Genomic DNA, 17903 nt, shown 5'->3' with positions numbered 1-17903 from the left:
TACACAGCAGAGAGATTATGAAAGCTACTTTGTTTCGCTGTGCTCCTCTGCTAGTTCTCTCTGCCTTCGCGTTCGGTCAAAGCCCGACTCCGCCGGAACATATTCCTGTCAAGAATTTGCCGTTGTCCGCGCCCGCATCAAGTGCGAAGGGTGCGGCAAGCTCCCCAGACTACTCTGGAGAACCAGGCATTATTCAGCATATGGACAGGGTGTATCAGGTGGAGGCAGACGGTACGGGTTGGCGATTGCTGACGACGTCGGCTCAGGTGTTGACCGAAGGCGCGGTGAAGCAGTTTGGCGTGCTCAGCATTGCCTTTGCGAGTAGTTCGGAGAGTGTTGAGATTGTCTATGCCAGGGTGAAGCGCCCGGATGGAACGGTGGTGGAGACGCCGGTGAGCGGCGCAATGGAGCAGCCCGATCCGGTGACGCAGGCGGCTCCGTTTTATAGCGACCTGAAGCAGAAGCAGCTTCCGATTCGGAGTTTGAGCGTTGGCGACACGCTGGAGTGGCAGGCAAAGATCGTGCGAACCAAGGCAGAGGCTCCGGGTCACTTCTGGGGTCAGGAGACCTTCTTCGAAGATGCGGTGATCCTGTCTCAATCGGTTGAGCTGCGGGTTCCGAAGGATGCATTTGTAAATGTGTGGAGCCCTACGTTGAAGCCGACGGAGACGACTGCGGGCGGGTACAGGGTACTGCGATGGGAGAACTCGCAGCTGAAGCCGACCGTGGGCAAGGAGGCTGATGCGGCGAAAGAGGCCAAGAGCAAGGTGGTGTGGACGCCGGAGCTGGAGTTGGAGGCGACGCAGGGCAAGCTGCCTATGATTGAGTGGACGAACTTCAAGAGCTGGGAGGATGTGGGTGGATGGTATCGAGGTCTGGAGAAGGACCGGACGGTGCCGGATGAGGAGATCAAGGCGAAGGTTGCGGAGTTGACGGCGGGGAAGACGACGGAGGAGGAGAAGGTTCGCGCGGTGTATGGGTATGTGGCGACGCAGATACGGTACATCGGAGTTGCGTTTAGTGTGGGTCGGTATCAGCCGCATCGCGCGGAGGATGTGATGCAGAACCGGTATGGGGACTGCAAGGACAAGCACACGCTGTTGGCCTCGATGCTGGAGGCTTTGGGGTTGCACCCGGATGCGGTGTTGATTGGTGCGGGGATTCGGTTCAACGAGGCGGTCCCTTCGCCCGCGGCGTTCAATCACCTGATCACGATGGTTCCTATAGATGGGAAGGATGTGTGGCTGGATGCGACGGCGGAGGTCGCTCCGTACAAGATGCTGATGTACTCGATTCGCGACAAGCAGGCGCTGGTGATTCCGAGTACTGGAGTTGCGCAGGTGGAACGGACACCGGAAAAGCCTCCTTTTGCTTCGTATCAGGCGATGCATGCGGAGGGCTCGCTGGATAAGGATGGGACTTCGAACTCCCGGCTGTCGATAACGTTTCGCGGCGATGATGAGTTGTTGATGCGGAGCGTGTTGCGGCAGCTGTCACCTGCGCAGTATGACCAGGTAGTGCAGCAGATGTCGCAGAATATCGGTTATCAGGGAACGACGAGCCACTCCGAGGTGAGCAAACCTGACGATACGGCAGAGCCACTAAAGATCAGTTACGACTACAAGCGAGAGAAGGGAGGCGACTGGGATAACTACCGAATTCTTCCGCAGATCGCGCCGGTGCTGCTTACGAGACCGGACGATAAGACGCCTCCGGTTCGCGCGATCTTACTCGGTGTTCCAAGGACTGAGACTTCGACGGCGGAGATGAAGCTGCCGCAGGGTTGGGGTGTCGAGCTTCCTGAGGCGGTGCATCAGAGGTCGGCTTATGCGACGTATGACCAGACGTACCGGTTTGAAAAAGGGACTCTATATACGGAACGACGAATCGAGGTGTTGCAGGACAAGGTTCCGGTGAGTGACTGGAAGAACTACAAGAAGTGGGCGGATGCAGTCGATCTGGGGAATGAACAGTATGTGCAGCTGACGGGGATGAGCAAGGTGGCGGAGGGCGCCGGTTTGACGGGATCGCCCACCGCGACGGTTAACAATGCAGAGGCGCAGAAGCTGATTCAGGACGCGTGGAAGGCGGTGCAGCAACGTGACTTCAGTACGGCGCAGACCAAGTTGGATAGTGCGAAGAACTTGAATGAAAGACAGATCGGACTCTGGACGACTTATGGATACCTTGCATTCTCGCAGGGAGAGATGTCGAAGGCGATTGAAGACTATCAAACGGAGCTGAAGGCTCATCCGGAGCAGTATGCGGCGTATGGGATGTTAGGGCAGTTGCAGAGGAATATGGGACGGCGTAAGGATGCGATGGAGACTTTGAAGAGCTGGAGTGCTGCTCAGGGAGATAATCCAACGCCCGTCGTAGCTTTGGTGGGCATGCTTCTTGAGGATAAGAATGCTACGGAGGCCGTTTTGGTGGCGGAATCTGCGGTTGCCAAGCTTCCGGAGGATAAGAAGAAAGATGCAAGCCTTCAGCTTGCGCTGGGGAAGGCGCAGATTATGGCGGGAGAGAAAGAGCAGGGGCGCGCTACGTTGCTCGGCTTGATGCAGAGTACGGAAGATCCTCTGATGATGAATAACAGCGCTTATGAGCTTGCGGATGCGGGGCTTGAACTACCGGCAGCAGAGACGGCGACGCGGACTGCGCTGGGCAAGATGGAGGAGGAGAGCAAGACGTGGACGCTCGATGAGAATCCACAGATGCTGGCTGCCAAGTCACAATTGATTGCAGCGACCTGGGACACGATGGGATGGATTCTCTATCGCGAAGGGAGGTTGCCGGAGGCGGTGAGCTACATCCAGGCTTCGTGGAGGAGCAATCAGAACGCGGAGGAGGGAGAGCATCTGGCGCAGTTGCTGGAGAAGACGGGCGATAAGAGTGCGGCTCTGACGGCCTACGAGCTTGCGGGCGCCACGATTCCTGACTATGACGCTATGGGGGTGAAGAAGGCTCCTGGAGAGAAGAAGATTGAGTTGGGGAAGCGGTCGGAGGCGCTGCGGAAGGCGGGAGTGAAACCAGGGCCGCATGATGCGCATACTCTGCAGGAACTTCGTACGATTCCGCTGGGGGCGGCGAAGGGGATGTCGGGAACGATGGAGTATCGTCTGCTGCTAAGCCAGGGGAAGGTGGTGCGGGCTGAAGCCATGGGGTCGAAGGCGATGGAGGGCGGGGAGGAGTGGGTGAAGACGCTGGCGGTTGCGGGGTTCTGGCCGGCGGGTTCACAGGCGCAACTTGTTAAGACGGGGTTCCTGAACTGTCATGCGAATGTTTGTGAGGTGGTGATGGAGCCTTAGGCTTTGGCGGAGACGGATTGGGCTGATGGCGGCGGTTCGTTCGGGTGGGTGGATGCTGATATCATCAAGCGCAATTATATGAGTGAAAATACTGGAGTTCGGAAGCCGAAGTTTCGTGAAAAGGGGAGGCTGATGTCGGCCTCGGAGATCGAGCGTACGCTGGTGCGGCTGGCGCATGAGATCGTGGAAAAACATGACGGCAGTAAGAATGTCGGCCTGGTGGGGATCAAGCGCCGGGGCGTTCCGCTGGCGCAGAGGCTGGGCGTACTGATCGAGAAGATTGAGAAGCATCCGGTGGATGTGGGGGTGCTGGATATCAGCTTTTATCGCGACGATCTGTCGACGGATGGGCCGCGACCGAAGGTGACGCCGGGGGCGATCGGATTCGATGTGACGGGGCGCGACGTTATTTTGATGGACGATGTGCTGTATACGGGGCGGACGATTCGGGCGGCGCTGGATGCGCTGTTTGACTATGGGCGGCCGAAGAGTGTGCGGCTGCTGGTGCTGATCGATCGCGGGCATCGCGAGCTGCCGATCGAGGCGACGTATGTGGGGCGGCTGATTCCTACGTCAAAGCGGGAGATTATCGAGGTGAAATTGAACGAGGTGGATGGGCAGGAGCAGGTGCTGCTGGTTGAGCTGATGGATTGAGCTTGTCCTGCCGGACGGGCTCCCTGCGCGGGAGGCGGTCACTTCGTGACTTGTATACCCCTTCGGTTGGCACTCCCGTTGGTTGCGAGGGAAGATTGTGCCGACCAACGGGAGGGCCGCGCGAAGCTTTAAAAAGGCGTGCGAACGCCCGCGTTCCGCGCAGGAGGCTCGTCCGGCAGGACAGAGAGTCGCCACAGGCTCTAAGATAAATTCGTGACGATATTAGAGACGGGCACGATTGCGGCGGGGTCGCTGCTGACGGTTGCAGGCCTGACGGTGGAGGAGGTTGCGGCGATTCTGGCGGCGACCGACCGGCTGGAACGAATGGCTGCTGCGGAGAGAGCGAAGATTCTGGCGGGGCGGCGGATTGCGCTGCTGTTTTATGAGTCGAGTACGCGGACAAGGACTTCGTTTGAGCTGGCGGCGAAGTCGTTGGGTGCGATGACGACGCTGGTGAGCGATAAGTCGTCGTCGATTGAGAAGGGTGAGAGCCTGAAGGACACGGGGCTGACGCTGCGGGCACTGGGGGCGGAGTGCATTGTGCTGCGTCATGCGAACTCGGGGGCGCCGTATCTGCTGGCGAAGACGACGGGGCTGCCTGTGTTGAATGCGGGGGATGGGATGCATGAGCATCCGTCGCAGGCGCTGCTGGATCTGCGGACGATGCTGGCGCGATTGCCGGGGATGAGTGGGCGGCTGGTGAACGCGAAGACGCTTGAGGGTGTGACGGTGGTGATTACGGGGGATATTCTGCATAGCCGGGTGGCGCGTTCGAATGCGATGCTGCTGCCGCGGCTGGGGGCGAGGGTGGTGCTGTGTGGGCCACCCGGGTTGCTGCCGGATGATGCGTTGGGGCTGGGCTTGGATTCTAAAGGGGGGATTGAGATTGAGCGGGATTTTGATAAGGCTTTGAAGCAGGCTGGCTCGGGGGGTAAAGCGGTGGTGATGATGCTGCGGATTCAGCGGGAGCGGCTGGCGGGGTTGGAGCTGGATTTGGGGGAGTATATCTCGCGGTATCAGCTGGACGAGGAACGGTTGATGGCGCGGGCGCCGGAGGCTCTGGTGATGCATCCGGGGCCTATGATTCGCGGGCTGGAGATCGCGGGTGAGGTGGCGGACGGGCCGAACTCGGCGATTGAGGACCAGGTGCGGCATGGGTTGGGCGTGAGGATGGCTCTGCTGGTGAGGGCGCTGGGTGCAGGCGGATTTGAGAGTGTAACGGTATGAGTGACGTATTGATTTTGAACGGGCGGCTGGTGGACCCAGCGAGTGGAGTGGATGGGGAGCGGGATCTATTGCTGCGGCATGGGCGAGTGGCTGCGGTGGAGATGCCGGGGGTCTTGCGCGCTGTCAAGGGCAAGGAGATTGGCAAGGAGATTGGTAAGGAGATCATCGATGCGAAGGGGATGATCGTCGCGCCGGGGCTGGTGGATGTGCATGTACATCTGCGGGAGCCGGGACAGACTTATAAGGAGTCGATCAAGACGGGTACGGCGGCTGCGGCGGCGGGTGGATTTACGAGTGTAGTGGCGATGCCGAATACTTTGCCGGTGAACGATTCGGTGGAGAAGCTGGAGTGGATGCTGGATGCGTCGCGTGGGGCCTGCGTGAAGCTGTTTGCGATGCCAGCGGCTACGTTTGGAAGCTTGGGCGAGGAGATTACGGACTATCACGAGCTGCAGAGGGTCGGGGCGGTGGGGTTTACCGATGATGGAAAGCCGGTGTTGCATGATCGCGTGATGCGTGCGGCGCTGGTGGCGGCTGCGGGGATTGGCGTGCCGGTGTCGCAGCATGCGGAGGATACGCGGCTGACGGGTGGGTGCAGCATGAATGCGGGGCCGGTGGCGTTTCGGCTGGGGCTGCGCGGGATGACGGTGGAGGCGGAGTCGAAGATTGTGGAGCGGGATATTCGGCTGCTGCGGGATATCGAGCAGCATGATGGATTGCGGCCGCATCTGCATGTGCAGCATGTGTCTACGGCGAAGGCGATGGAGGCGATTCGGCAGGCTAGGCGGGCGGGGCTGCATGTGACGTGCGAGGTTGCGCCGCATCACTTTACGCTGACCGATGAGGCAATTGGCGAGTACGACACGAATGCGAAGATGAATCCTCCGCTGCGCAATGATGCGGACCGCATGGCGATGATTGCCGGGTTGATGGATGGCACGGTGGACTGCATTGCGACCGATCATGCTCCACATGCGTTGTTTGAGAAAGAGCAGGAGTTTGAGCGGGCTCCGAATGGGATTACGGGGCTGGAGACGGCGCTGGGATTGGCGTTGCGAGTATTGCATAAGGGCAATGGGATGCCGATCTCGCGGGTGATTGAGTTGATGAGTGCGCAGCCGGCTGGGATTGTTTCGCTCGAGGGGCGTGGGACGCTGAAGGTGGATAGTTTTGCGGATGTGGTGATATTTGATCCAGCGGCGGAGTGGAGTTTTGCGGCTGCGAAGAGTCTGTCGAAGTCGCGGAATACTCCTTTTGATGGGGCGCCGATGTTGGGCAGAGTAATGGCTACGATCTGCGAAGGCGTGATTGTTTATAGAGGATAGATGCTTCGTTTTGTGCAGAGTTGGATGGTCGTTCTGTTCGGTACAGTGCTAGCCACCTCCTATGGGCAGTCCTCTATTAAAGCTCGCCCCACAGACTTTCCAAGTTTCACGGTGTTCCCAGGTGCTGCAGATTCGGATGGCTTGCCGACTTCAGGGGCGAAGCTTTGTCTTCTTAAGCCGGCAGGAGTTTGTTTCCAAATGCCTTCACATCGGGCGTCCGATTCTGTGGAGTACGAATTTGGTCTCGATCCTCGCTCAGAGATTCTTTCGTTACCGGGCGGCGGATCACTTGTTTTCTTTTCGTCCCAGTTTTCTGGTGGTGGCAGCGGGACTTTAGATAGGCTTGCGATTTTGCGGTATCAAGTTGATGGCAAGATTATCAATCTGATGCCATTCGTTGGAGTGACAAATCAAAGCGACCGAGCTGTGTGGCATATTGCTTCGATATCAAACTTTCCTATTCTGATGACGGCTGATTTTTACTGGAGGGATGGAGAGACGCACTTCTCAGAGCATTACTATACGGTGACTGCATATGAGTTCGATACTAAAAGGGGACGGTATGTCAAAGCCTTCTCGTATGAAACGTCTAAGAGATATCCGGGGCTCGATAGAGTTGATCAAGTCCATGTGCTGAACTCAGAACGTGCGCAGATTTTGCGACGTCTTGAAACAGGCCTCGACGAGCACAAAGCAAGGTAAACGATTTTAAAGATGCCGCGATTCTAGGGATCCGGCCTCGCGGGGGGACAGATTCAACATAAAACCGCGCGGGTGCGGGGTGGTTGGGATAGAGTATTTTTTCTAACTGCGCTGTTGCGTGCGAGCAAAGGGACATCGCTATGTATAGGAAAGTGCGAGGGCGGTGGAACCCAGTGGAGGCGGTTTCGTATAGTGACGCATGAGAACTTTGCGATTGGCGGCGACGCTGGTTTTTGGATTGACGGTGATGGTGAGTGTGCGGGGTGGGTTGGCCGCGACGACCACATATGAAGTGGGAGAGAGTTCGCGGGTTTTTAAGCCTGGTCATGCTCGGAACTGGCGGGGTGCGAAGACTCAGGCGCTGGTGGCGACGATCTGGTATCCGGCGAATGCCGATGGGACATTGTATGAGGAGCCGCAGGTGATTGGGCCGCCGGACATGCCTCTGTTTCTGGCAGGTGGAGCGGTGCTCAATGCTCCGATTGCGAGTTCGCAGGTGAAGTTTCCGGTGGTGATGCTGTCGCATGGGACGGGTGGGTCGGCGATGCAGCTGGCGTGGCTGGGCACGGTGCTGGCGCGGCATGGATATATTGCAGTGGGGGTGAATCATCCTGGCAACAATGCGCTTGAGCCGTATACCGCTGAGGGGTTTGTGTTGTGGTGGGAGCGGGCGACCGATATCAGCGATGCGCTGGATGGGTTGATGACTGATTCGACGTTTGGACCGCACGTGGATGAGGGCCGGATTGGTGCGGCTGGGTTTTCGATCGGCGGCTACACGGTGCTGGAGCTGGCGGGGGCGAGAACGGATCAGGAGAGATTTCTGAAGGCGTGCCAGACGGATCCGACACTGCATAAGTGCGTGGTGCCGGAGATGAAGAACATGGGTGATCCGGAGCAGATGCTGGCGAAGGTGAGGGCGAGCAGTGCGGAGTCGATGGCGCGTGGAGGTGCGAGCTATCGCGATGCGCGGGTGAAGGCGGTGTTTGCGATCGCTCCAGCGGTGGGGCAGGCGTTCGCCCCGGATGGATTTCGTGAGGTGACGATTCCTGTGGCGATGGTGGTGGGAGCGGCGGACCCGATCGCTCCTGTGGCGACGAATGCGGGGAGATTTCTGGCGTTGATGCCGGATGCGCACCTAACGGTGCTACCCGATGGCGTGGCGCACTACACGTTTTTGGATACGTGTACGGATGTGGGAAGGGCTAAGCTTGGCGTGTTTTGCGGGGATGCTGCTGGTGTGGATCGCGAGAAGGTGCATGCGACCGTGTCGGCGATGGCGGTGAAGTTCTTCGATAAAAATCTGAAGTGAGGAGGGGAAGAGCGGACTCCTTCGCTGTTCGGCTATGCTGAGCTGGAGCTGATGACGTCGGCGTAGTTGAGACACAGGGATTTGAGGCAGGGTTCAAGTTGCTGATTCAAAGCAGGCAAATGACTAGACACGCGGCACACATATTCTTTCATCCCACTGTAGGCGAGAACACATTTGGCTCGTCTATATTCATAACCCCAATCCCTAATCAGTTAGTGGGAGGAGTGTCCACCAGCTTTGATTTCTGTTTAGACTTTTCCGTACGGCACATCATGCATCGGCAATAGCGAGAGGAATTAATTGATTCCTCGAGTATGAATCGCTGCCGATGCCTGGGGGGTGCAGGGTATTGCAATACCATTCAGGTAAACTTTTAAAGTGACCGTTTTTTCTCGCCGTCTTCCGCTCTTCGTCATCAATGTGATGTTCCTCGTCATTGCAGCCCCGGTGCTCTCGCAGAGTCCTGTTGCGATTGAGGCGACGCTGCCTGATGCGCCTTTGCCGCAAGCGCCCGTGGAGATCGCAAACAACACAGACGAATATAGTTCTTCTACTCTTGATGAGGCGCGGACCGGGCAATCTCAGACCGTTCCGGCTCAGCCGACTTCGCCTGGGCAGACGGATACGGCGCAGAAGCCAATGACGGATGAGCAGAAGAAGAGCGCCTCGGAAGAGGAGCTTCAGAAGGAACTACACCAGCGAATCGGAGTCGTCGTGCCGAACTTCAACGCTGTGCTCGACGGGAACAATCTTCCTTTGACTCCGGGGCAGAAGATGCGGGCGGCTTTCCGAAGCGCGGTCGATCCGTACCAGTTTGGACTCGCGCTTTTTACGTCGGCGATTGGGCAGGCGGAGAATTCGCATTCCAGCTATGATCTGATTCCGGGTACAAATCCGGCGCAGTATATGCCAGAGGGTTATCAGCAGGGCTGGGGGGCTTATGGCAAGCGCTTCGGGGCGGCATACACCGACCAGTTCGATGGAACGATTCTCGGCAACGGCGTGTTTCCTGTGCTGTTGCACCAAGACGCACGCTACTTTCGGATGGGTAAGGGAACTTTCAAGAAACGGTTCTTTTATTCGGTGAGTACAACAGTCCGCTGCAAGGGCGATAACGGAAACTGGCAGCCTAACTTCTCGAACCTGCTGGGGAATCTAGCCGCAGGCGGAATCTCGAATCTTTACTATCCGGCGGCGGATCGAGGATTTGGTTTGACGATCGAGCAGGGTCTGCTGGTGACCGCCGAGGGTGTGTTCGGCGCGCTTCTCATTGAGTTTGCGCCAGATGTTATCGGACATTTTCACAAGAATCGTACCCCGCCGGATGTGCCTACCCAAAGCGCTCCTTAAGGAAGAGAGTGTCCTGCCGGACGGGCTCCCTACGCGGGAGGCGGTCACTTCGTGACGTGTGACCGGTTTGGGGTAAGTGAGACGCTTAGGTCCTCCCGTTGGTCGGGACGGGTGATTTCCTTCAGGCTTGAAGGATGCCCATTTTTCTAGCGACGGAGGAGAAGGTTTCGAGGGCCTGATCGATCTGTTCGCGGGTGTGTTCGCTGGTCATGATGGTGCGAATACGGGCTTTACCTTCGGGGACGGTGGGAAAGGCGATGCCGGTGGCCATGACGCCGGCGTCGAAGAGGGCGCGGGAGAAGTCCATGGTGCGGCGGCTGTCTCCGATGAGGATGGGGGTGATGGGGGTTTCGCTTTTGGGCGTGGTGTTGCCGCCTGTGTCAAAGCCGGCATCGGCGAGCTGCTGTTTGAAGTAGCTGGTGTTGGCCCAGAGGCGGGCTATGCGGTCGGGCTCATTCTCCAATATGTCGAATGCGGCGATGCAGGTGGCGGCGACTGAGGGTGGGTGCGAGGTGGAGAAGAGGAAGGGGCGGGCGCGGTGGTAGAGGTAGTCGATGAGGTCGCGGCTGCCGCAGACGTAGCCGCCGAGTGCTCCGATGGCCTTGGACAGGGTGCCGACCTGGACGTCGACTTTGTCGGTGGCGTGGAAGTGATCGACGGAGCCGCGGCCGTTGCGGCCGAGGACGCCTGAGGCGTGGGCGTCGTCGACCATCATGATGGCGCCGTACTTTTCGCAGAGGTCAGCGAGCTTGTCGACGGGGCCGATGTCGCCGTCCATGGAGAAGACGCCGTCGGTGATGAGGAGCTTACGGCCGGGCTCGTTCTGGACTTCCTGCAGGAGCTGCTCGGCGTGGGCGATATCTTTGTGGCGGAAGACTTTGATCTTGGCCTTCGAGAGGCGGGCTCCGTCGATGATGCTGGCGTGGTTGAGCTCGTCGGAGAGGATGAAGTCTTCTTTGCCGAGGATGCTGGAGACGGTGCCGGCGTTGGCGGCGAAGCCTGACTGGAAGACGACGCAGGCTTCGACTCCCTTGAAGGCAGCGATCTTTTCTTCGAGTTCCATGTGGATGTGCATGGTGCCGGCGATGGTGCGGACTGCTCCGGAGCCTACGCCGTATTTTTTTGTGGCGGCGATGGCAGCCTCTTCGAGGCGGGGGTCATTGCAGAGGCCGAGGTAGTTGTTGGAGGCGAGGTTGATGACGCGCTTGCCGTCGTAGGTGCAGACGGGGGCCTGCTGGTCGTCGAGCACACGCAGCTTGAAGAAGGTGCCGCGCTCGCGGAGGTCGTCGAGCTGGGCGGTGAGGTGGGCAAGCTGGGGGCGTTTGGCGGCTGCGGAGGTCATGAAATTATCTTAAACCTTTTTAGGCTGGGCGGTCTCCGGTGAAGAATGAGCATCTTACGAGGTGAAGTGCTTCGCGAGGCGCGACTTCTGGTCGCTGAAGCTTATTTCTGAACTAAATTCCAGAATAACGAACGAGGATGTCACGATGAATTTTTCCTATAAGACTGTTGGAGCGATGATGCTGGCTGTGGTGATGCTGGCCGGATGCAAGTCGAAACAGGATGCTGCGATTGACCAGGCAAAGAAACAGGCTGCGGCTACGGGGCAGGCGCAGCAGGTGGTTTCGACCGACAGTAACGGCAATGTGACGACCACGACAGTGCAACCACCCGCGCCTGGACAGACGGCGCAGGCTATTACGACGACCACGACTCCTGCTGCTGCTGCGGGACCGGTAGCGGCGAACACGCCGGCGGTTGCGCCTGGTGCTCCTGAGCAGGTTGCGCCTGGAACTGCGGACCAAGTGGCGCAAGGACAACCGGCGACTGCAGGGCCAACGGATTCTTCCGGTCAGCCGGTCGGGCCACCTGCTCCTGGGGGTGCGCCGATTATTCGGCCGGCAGATGTGAATGTTCCTGCAGGGACGAATCTGACGATCCGCATCAATCAGCACATAAGCGTGAAGACGAGTCATGCAGGAGACCGGTTTACCGGAGAGGTGGAAGAGCCGGTGGTTGGCCGGGGTGACCGTGTCGTGATTCCGAGGGGAGCGCCGGTGAGCGGTGTGGTGGTTGCTTCGCATCGCCGGGGGCACTTCAAAGGGTCTTCGATTCTGGAGTTGAGGCTAACCTATCTGACTCTCAACGGGTCTCGCTATGCGCTGGATACTTCTGATTTGACGCGGACCAAGAAGGGCAAAGGGAAGCGGTCGGCTGCGATTATTGGCGGCGGCGCTGGGGCGGGCATGCTGGTTGGCGGTTTGGCCACCGGAGGCGTTGGGCTTTTGGTTGGCGGGCTGGTTGGTGGCGGTGGCGGTACGCTCCTCAGCGGGTTAACCGGGAATCGGGATATCGAGATTCCGGCTGAGTCGATTGTGCGGTTCAAGCTGGCGGATAACCTTGTGATCCAGCCTTCTTGATTTTGTTTGAGGAGTGAAGAGAGAGACTCATCTTTGCGGGTGGGATTTTTTCTTGTCAGGACTTATGTTTGAAGGTGCTTTGCGACGAGGTGGTGGGCCTGAGCTGTGATGTCTGCGTCGCCGCCGCAGCCAAGAAGCCAGTGCATGCCGGGTTCGCGCCGGAACCAGGTGAGCTGGCGCTTGGCGTAGTTGCGATGGCCTTGCTGGGCGTGGGCGACGGCCTGCTCGCGGGTGATTTCGTTGCGGAGGACGGCGGTGGCTTCCGCATAGCCGAGTGAGGTGAGGGGGCGGCAGGCTTCGCCGTAGCGGGCTATGAGGCGCTCCGTCTCTTCGATAAGGCCGCCGTCGGGCCGTTCGCGGGAGAACATAGCTGCGGCGCGCTGGTTGATGCGTTCATAGAGGAGGGTTCGGGGTGGGTTGAGGCCGAGGCGCAGGATGCGGTATCCGGTGAGGGCATCGCGGCCCTGCTGCCATTGCTCGGTCATAGGAGTGCGCTTGTTGGCGTTGTGGCTTTGGCCGGTTGCAAGAGAGACCTCGATGGCGCGGATGACTTTGGGGACGTCGTTGGGGTGGATGGCTGCTGCGGCGGCCGAGTCGAGGCGGGTGAGGATGCGATGGAGATAGGCGGGGCCGCGGGTCGAGGCAATATTGCGGAGGCGTTCGCGCTGGCCAGGTTTTTGTGGTGGAGCGGGGAAGAGGCCGTCGATGAGGGCACGGAGATAGAGGCCGGTTCCTCCGGCGACGATCGGCAGGCGGCCTCGGGCGGTAATGGCGGCGAGGGCTTCTCGGGCCTGGCGGCTATAGTCGCCTGCGGTGCAGGATTCGTCGGGCCACGCGATGTCGATCATGTGGTGAGGGACAAGGGCGCGTTCTTCGTGGGTGGGCTTGGCGGTGCCGATCTCCATCTCGCGGTAGATGGCGACTGAGTCGCAGCTGATGATCTCGCCGTTGAACTGCTGGGCGAGAGATATCGCGAGGGAGGTCTTGCCGCTGGCGGTGGGGCCGACCAGAACGATGAGGGGGTGCTCGGGGGCGCTTACCATAGACGCCACCAGCCAGGGTGGAAGAGGTTGTGGACTCCGGCGCGGAAGAGACTGAAGAGGAATACTGCGAGGGCGAGCAGGAGGAGGCCGCGAATCTGGCGGCGGCGTTCGGTTTGGAGTGGAGTTGCTATGGTGGTTGCCCTTTTTGGATGATAGTGGATTGCCTTGGTGGAATGGATTGGGCCGGTTTTTGTGGGTTGAGGAGAGCGGTTCGCGCCTGCCGGCGCGAATACCCCACCCTTTGCGGTAAGACTGCGAGAGGATGGGGCACTCGGTGTTTGGGCGCTCGGTTGCCCGGAGGGTGTTTAGAATGGCATGCTTGGAAGATGATGCGGAAGAAGATGGCCGGTGCGATGGTTGGGGCTGTGGCTGGTTTTGTGCTGGCCTGCTGTCTTTCTGTGGCGGCACAGGAAAAAGGGTACTGGCGTGCAGAGAGTTCTACGGCGCAGGCCATTACCGGCGATATAGGCTTCGGCGGGGAGAAGATGTCGATCAACTTCACGAGCTTCGTGGTGGCGCAGATACGTGCTCTCGAGCCAGGCGAGGTCAGTGCAGTCTTCGATGCAGACAGCGGTGCTGGCGGGACGGGCAACCTCTTCAGGCTGGATATCCCTGCTACGAAAAAGTTCCTGCACAAGAACACTTTGTGCGGCACCGAAGATGTGCAGTGGATGGCCACTTATGTTGCTGGGCGCTCTTTGAAGATTGCATTTTTCTCGGGAGCCAAGATGCCGGTCTTCGCGTTGAATGAGATCGCAAATTCGACGGATCTATGCGGCACGTTCTCTTATGTTCGGTGAGCTGCTTGCCCCTTGTGTCCTGCCGGACGGCGCCCTGCGCGGGCTGCGGTCACTTCGTGACTTGTGTACCGCTTCGCTTGGCGCTCCAGTTGGTCGCGAAGGAAGGCGATCAGGGGAGCGGTTTGTTCGTGTAGAAGGCGATGCGGAGTTCGAGGTTGGGGCCGTGGAAGTTTGCCGGGAGTGGGGGGAACTGGCCTTCGCCGGTGATAGCGCCCCAGCATGCTCTGTCGATGGATTGATCCTGGCTTGAGCCGTCGAGGTTCATAGCGGCGATGCGGCCGTCAGGGAGAATGGTGAAGCGGACGAGGGTCTCGCCTTGTTTATTGAGCGGCGGGCGGGCCTCCTCGGGGATGAGGGGAATCCAATTGCGTTTTATATCACTGAGGATTCGGCGGAGGTAGGGGTTGAAGTCTACGCCCTGCATATCGGACAAAACCTGAACTCCTTGGCCCATACCGGTGCGTCCGCTGGATGAGCCTCCGCTGTAGTCTCCTGAGCTGCCGTGGTCGTGGGCGGCGCCCTGCGCAGCTTGACGAATGGCATCGCCTGCGGTCTGGTTGGGATTGCCAAAGTTCGGCCGGGTTGCGACGGGCTTTGGCGCTTCAACGAGAGCCTGTTGCTGTGTAGGCTGGGGTTGCGGCGATGGAGGCAGAGGAGTTGCCTGTTGCTGGGGAGCCGGCTGCGTCACAGGGGGGGTGGACGTTGGCGGAGCAGGGGCAGCGGGTGTTGGCGGAGCGGCCTTGCGCATCGCCTGAAGCTGCTTCAGCATCTTTTGGTCAACGGCTGGCTGCGATGGTCGTGCTTTAGGGGTTCTGGGCGCGATTTTAGATAAGTTTGCCGGGTCTTCGAGACGGGTCAGCTGCTGCTCACGCTCTTTGAGTACTTCGGCGGGACTGATGAGGCGAGGCTGATGAAAGAGGACGCGGGGGCCATAGAAGAGGAACCAGGCGATGGCCAGGTAGATGATGATGGAGATGTAGATGGACTCGCGGAAGCGGGCTTTGGAGCGCTCGTCGTCGAGGGAGTCCAGCAGGTGAATCAACTCCCGCTCGTCGAGCTCTCCGAAGCGGCCGGTGCGCACCTTTACGGGCTGGTTGGACGGTGCGGATTTGGGCGGAGTCTCGAGTAAGGGCATCGGCTATGTGGTCTGACGGCTACGGGGGACGAAAGTTTCGTGCGGGATGGATCGGGACACTTCCCAGTAGGGTGCACCGGGTTGCGTAGTTCTCCCTATTTTCTCATCTTTGATGCATGTATTGGGAAAAGAAGCGTCGCTTGGAACTTTCGGACAGAGAGGCGAAACCGTAGACTGGGAGGGTGACTCTAAGATTTGCGCCAGATGTACGTGCCGTTGTGCTGACGATCAGCGACCGCTGTTCTCGCGGGGAACAGATGGATCTGTCGGGGCCTGCTGTGTGCGAGCTGCTGGAAGATGCCGGAGTGGGGCAGGTGTTGAGCGAGATGTTGCCGGATGAGATCGATCAGATTGCGGCGGCGTTAAGACGTAACGCGAAAGTTGTAGATCTGATTGTGACGACCGGAGGGACCGGGCTGGGCAAACGCGATGTGACGCCGGAGGCTACGAGGATGGTCTGTGAGCGGCTAGTTGAGGGATTATCGGAGAGGATGCGAGCGGATGGGTTGCTGCAGACTCCGCTTGCTGCACTGAGCCGAGCGGTCTGTGGGACGCTGGGGGATGCGCTGATTGTGAATCTGCCGGGGAGTCCGGCGGGCGCGCGGAGTTCGCTCGCGTCGATTCTGCCGGTGTTGCCGCATGCGCTGGATTTGCTGGCGGGGCGGACGGCTCATCATGCATTCACAGAGAGCGATCAGCATGGAAGAGCCGACGGCAATTAGAATGAGAAGGACCCCGTGAAGATCTCTCCCGTTGCACTTCTGCATAAATTGAACGTGGTGATGCTTGCGGCACTGAAGCCGCTCGGCGTGTGGGGTATCGGTGCGCTGGCGGTGATCGATTCGGCGGCGATTCCGGTGCCGATTGATGCACTGCTGATCGATTACGTGGTGCACGATAAGTCGCGTTTTCTGCTTTATTGCTTTATGGCGGCGGTGGGGTCTGCGATCGGGAGCCTGTTGCCGTATTACCTGGGTCGCGCGGGTGGGGAGCTGTTTCTGCTGAAGCGGATCAACCGGCAGAGGTATGAGCAGATGCGAGACCGGTTTGAGAAGCAGGAGTTTCTGGCGATCATGATTCCTGCGATGATGCCGCCGCCGACGCCGGTGAAGCTGTTTGAGTTTGCGGCCGGCGTGTTCGAGATGAAGATGCTGTGGTTCTTCAGCGCGATCTGCGTGGGGAAGTTTATTCGGTTTTTGATCTGGGCCATTATCACGATCACTTATGGGCCGGCGATTCTGCATACGATTACGAGGGCGATTCACCAGCACCTCGCTTATGTGCTTGGGTTTAGCGGGATTTTGATTGTGCTGCTGCTGGTGTATGTGCTGCGGAAGGTGTTCGACCGGCGACGAGGTACGACGCTTCCGGTGGAAGAGAGTTAGAAGTTTCCAAGTTGTTAATGTTGAATGCGGCCGTCCATCTCCATGCCGACGATGCGGCGGTCGGCGTTGAGGTAGACGGCGCCTGAGAGTGGAGGCTTTTCGCGACCGGCCAGGAATGGCGTGTCGTAGAAGAAGCGCAGGTCGCGGAAGGTGACGGTGGTGAGGCCTTCTTCGTTAGTGCCGATGTCGGTGACTACGGGGTACTGGGACCAGTCGAGGTAGGCCTCGCCGAGCCAACTGCGTTTGGCGACGAGGGTGGCGAGGGTGGTGGGGGGCTTATAAATGACGTCGGCCTGCGTGCTGGTGGTGACTACGCTGTTGAGAGTGTCAATGGTGGCTAGCTGGTAGAACTGCGGAGTTTCGGCGATGGTCTGCCAACGAAAAGGATTGATAGGGTAGGGGCTGGCGAAGACGCGGGAGACGGGGGATTCGTTGTAGTCGGCGGATTGGGCTAGTTGGAGGGCTTTGGCGTGTTCTACGAAGCGGAGGGTCCAGAGGGCAATGATGGCGAGGAGAGCGAAGATGGCCCAGCCTCGTCCGCGGAAAGCTTGTTTGCGCGCGCCTACTTCGCTGTTGATGAGCCCGAAGAGGGAGGGCGCGATGAGAGCGAGGAGCAGGAGGAGAAAGATGACGGGCTCAAAGATGAAGACGATGGAGCCAGAGTACCAGTGGGGGTTGAAGGGAAAGAAGGGGCGGATGCCGTAGTTATTGGTCCAGTCGAGCAGGAGGTGGCTGAGCAGGGCGATGAGGGAGAAGCAGTAGAGCAGGCCCCAGCGGATGGGGGCGTGGCGATGGGGCAGCGGGGTCGTGGTGGGGTCGTATGGAAGCGTGGGTTCGGGTTGCTTGCGGGCTTGGTTGCGGCGTGTTCGCCAGCGGTGGAAGAGCCAGACGGCTCCGACGACAGCGGCTGCTTCGAGCGGGATGCCGAGGAGGGTGTGGGTCCAGCCGCGATGATGCTGGAAGGCTGCGATGGGTCCGCGGATCGACCAGAGGGTGTCCAGGTCGGGGGCTTCGGCGGCGAGGGTCATCGCTATGGTGGCGTAGACTGCTTTGCGATTGAAGCCGGCGCGGGCGAGGACGGCTCCGGTCATGAGGTGAGTGATGGGATCCATGCTGATGCGATAGTAGCTGGTTTCGCGAAGCTGTCCTGCCGGACGGGCCCACTGCGCGTGGGGCGGGCGTTCGCACGCCTTTTTAAAGCTTCGCGTGGTCCTCCCGTTGGTCGGGATCATTTTTCTTGCG

Annotated in this window: 15 protein-coding genes; 11 read left to right on the top strand and 4 right to left on the bottom strand. The window is 59.3% G+C overall.

The genetic code is table 11. The features are described 5' to 3' along the window. The first annotated feature begins 17 nt into the window (after positions 1-17). The 7 genes from HDF08_RS16725 (at position 18) to HDF08_RS16695 (ending at position 9878) form a co-directional block, all read left to right on the top strand. Entirely contained in the window at positions 18-3308 is a 3291-nt protein-coding gene (locus tag HDF08_RS16725) for a DUF3857 domain-containing protein (RefSeq protein ID WP_179639723.1), read from the top strand. Between the two features lie 78 nt (positions 3309-3386). Further along, positions 3387-3962, top strand: coding sequence for a bifunctional pyr operon transcriptional regulator/uracil phosphoribosyltransferase PyrR (gene pyrR / locus HDF08_RS16720; RefSeq protein ID WP_257031191.1), 576 nt, complete (start codon positions 3387-3389; stop codon positions 3960-3962). A 213-nt stretch (positions 3963-4175) separates the two neighbouring features. Continuing rightward, complete coding sequence (locus HDF08_RS16715) at positions 4176-5189, top strand: aspartate carbamoyltransferase catalytic subunit (RefSeq protein WP_373563213.1); 1014 nt, start codon at positions 4176-4178, stop codon at positions 5187-5189. Further along, complete coding sequence (locus tag HDF08_RS16710) at positions 5186-6514, top strand: dihydroorotase (RefSeq protein ID WP_179639722.1); 1329 nt, start codon at positions 5186-5188, stop codon at positions 6512-6514. The genes HDF08_RS16715 and HDF08_RS16710 overlap by 4 nt, the downstream gene beginning before the upstream one ends. Next, on the top strand, positions 6515-7216 hold the full coding sequence (locus HDF08_RS16705; protein WP_179639721.1) for a hypothetical protein: 702 nt from the start codon (positions 6515-6517) through the stop codon (positions 7214-7216). Between the two features lie 199 nt (positions 7217-7415). Next, positions 7416-8528, top strand: coding sequence for an alpha/beta hydrolase family protein (locus HDF08_RS16700; RefSeq protein WP_179639720.1), 1113 nt, complete (start codon positions 7416-7418; stop codon positions 8526-8528). Between the two features lie 378 nt (positions 8529-8906). Next, positions 8907-9878, top strand: a complete 972-nt coding sequence (locus HDF08_RS16695) for a hypothetical protein (RefSeq protein WP_179639719.1) — start codon at positions 8907-8909, stop codon at positions 9876-9878. Positions 9879-9999: 121 nt separating this feature from the next. Here HDF08_RS16695 and HDF08_RS16690 read toward each other — a convergent pair whose 3' ends face one another. Continuing rightward, on the bottom strand, positions 10000-11220 hold the full coding sequence (locus HDF08_RS16690; protein WP_179639718.1) for a glycine C-acetyltransferase: 1221 nt from the start codon (positions 11218-11220) through the stop codon (positions 10000-10002). A 145-nt stretch (positions 11221-11365) separates the two neighbouring features. On the opposite strand from HDF08_RS16690, the gene HDF08_RS16685 reads away from it, so the two are divergent. Then, positions 11366-12298: a hypothetical protein gene (locus tag HDF08_RS16685; RefSeq protein ID WP_179639717.1), complete on the top strand. Its 933-nt coding sequence runs from the start codon at positions 11366-11368 to the stop codon at positions 12296-12298. A gap of 62 nt (positions 12299-12360) precedes the next feature. Here the strand turns inward: HDF08_RS16685 and miaA are convergent, their stop codons facing one another. After that, the gene (gene miaA / locus HDF08_RS16680) at positions 12361-13341 is read right to left on the bottom strand and encodes a tRNA (adenosine(37)-N6)-dimethylallyltransferase MiaA (RefSeq protein ID WP_179639716.1); all 981 of its coding nucleotides are present in this window, start codon (positions 13339-13341) and stop codon (positions 12361-12363) included. 326 nt (positions 13342-13667) lie between these two features. Here miaA and HDF08_RS16675 point away from each other — a divergent pair, with 326 nt between their 5' ends. Continuing rightward, on the top strand, positions 13668-14141 hold the full coding sequence (locus HDF08_RS16675; RefSeq protein ID WP_257031190.1) for a hypothetical protein: 474 nt from the start codon (positions 13668-13670) through the stop codon (positions 14139-14141). 109 nt (positions 14142-14250) lie between these two features. Here the strand turns inward: HDF08_RS16675 and HDF08_RS16670 are convergent, their stop codons facing one another. Then, entirely contained in the window at positions 14251-15276 is a 1026-nt protein-coding gene (locus tag HDF08_RS16670; RefSeq protein WP_179639715.1) for a TonB C-terminal domain-containing protein, read from the bottom strand. Positions 15277-15458: 182 nt separating this feature from the next. Between HDF08_RS16670 and HDF08_RS16665 the strand changes: the two genes are divergently transcribed. Together HDF08_RS16665 and HDF08_RS16660 are read left to right on the top strand one after the other, a co-directional pair. Next, on the top strand, positions 15459-15998 hold the full coding sequence (locus HDF08_RS16665; RefSeq protein ID WP_179639714.1) for a MogA/MoaB family molybdenum cofactor biosynthesis protein: 540 nt from the start codon (positions 15459-15461) through the stop codon (positions 15996-15998). A 15-nt stretch (positions 15999-16013) separates the two neighbouring features. Next, entirely contained in the window at positions 16014-16661 is a 648-nt protein-coding gene (locus HDF08_RS16660; protein ID WP_179639713.1) for a YqaA family protein, read from the top strand. A 14-nt stretch (positions 16662-16675) separates the two neighbouring features. Here the strand turns inward: HDF08_RS16660 and HDF08_RS16655 are convergent, their stop codons facing one another. Continuing rightward, positions 16676-17893, bottom strand: a complete 1218-nt coding sequence (locus HDF08_RS16655; RefSeq protein ID WP_257031189.1) for a metal-dependent hydrolase — start codon at positions 17891-17893, stop codon at positions 16676-16678. Positions 17894-17903: the final 10 nt, after the last annotated feature.

The sequence above is a fragment of the Tunturiibacter empetritectus genome, from assembly GCF_013410875.1.
In the GTDB taxonomy this organism is placed as follows: domain Bacteria; phylum Acidobacteriota; class Terriglobia; order Terriglobales; family Acidobacteriaceae; genus Edaphobacter; species Edaphobacter empetritectus.
This window is presented reverse-complemented; position numbering and strand designations above follow the sequence as displayed.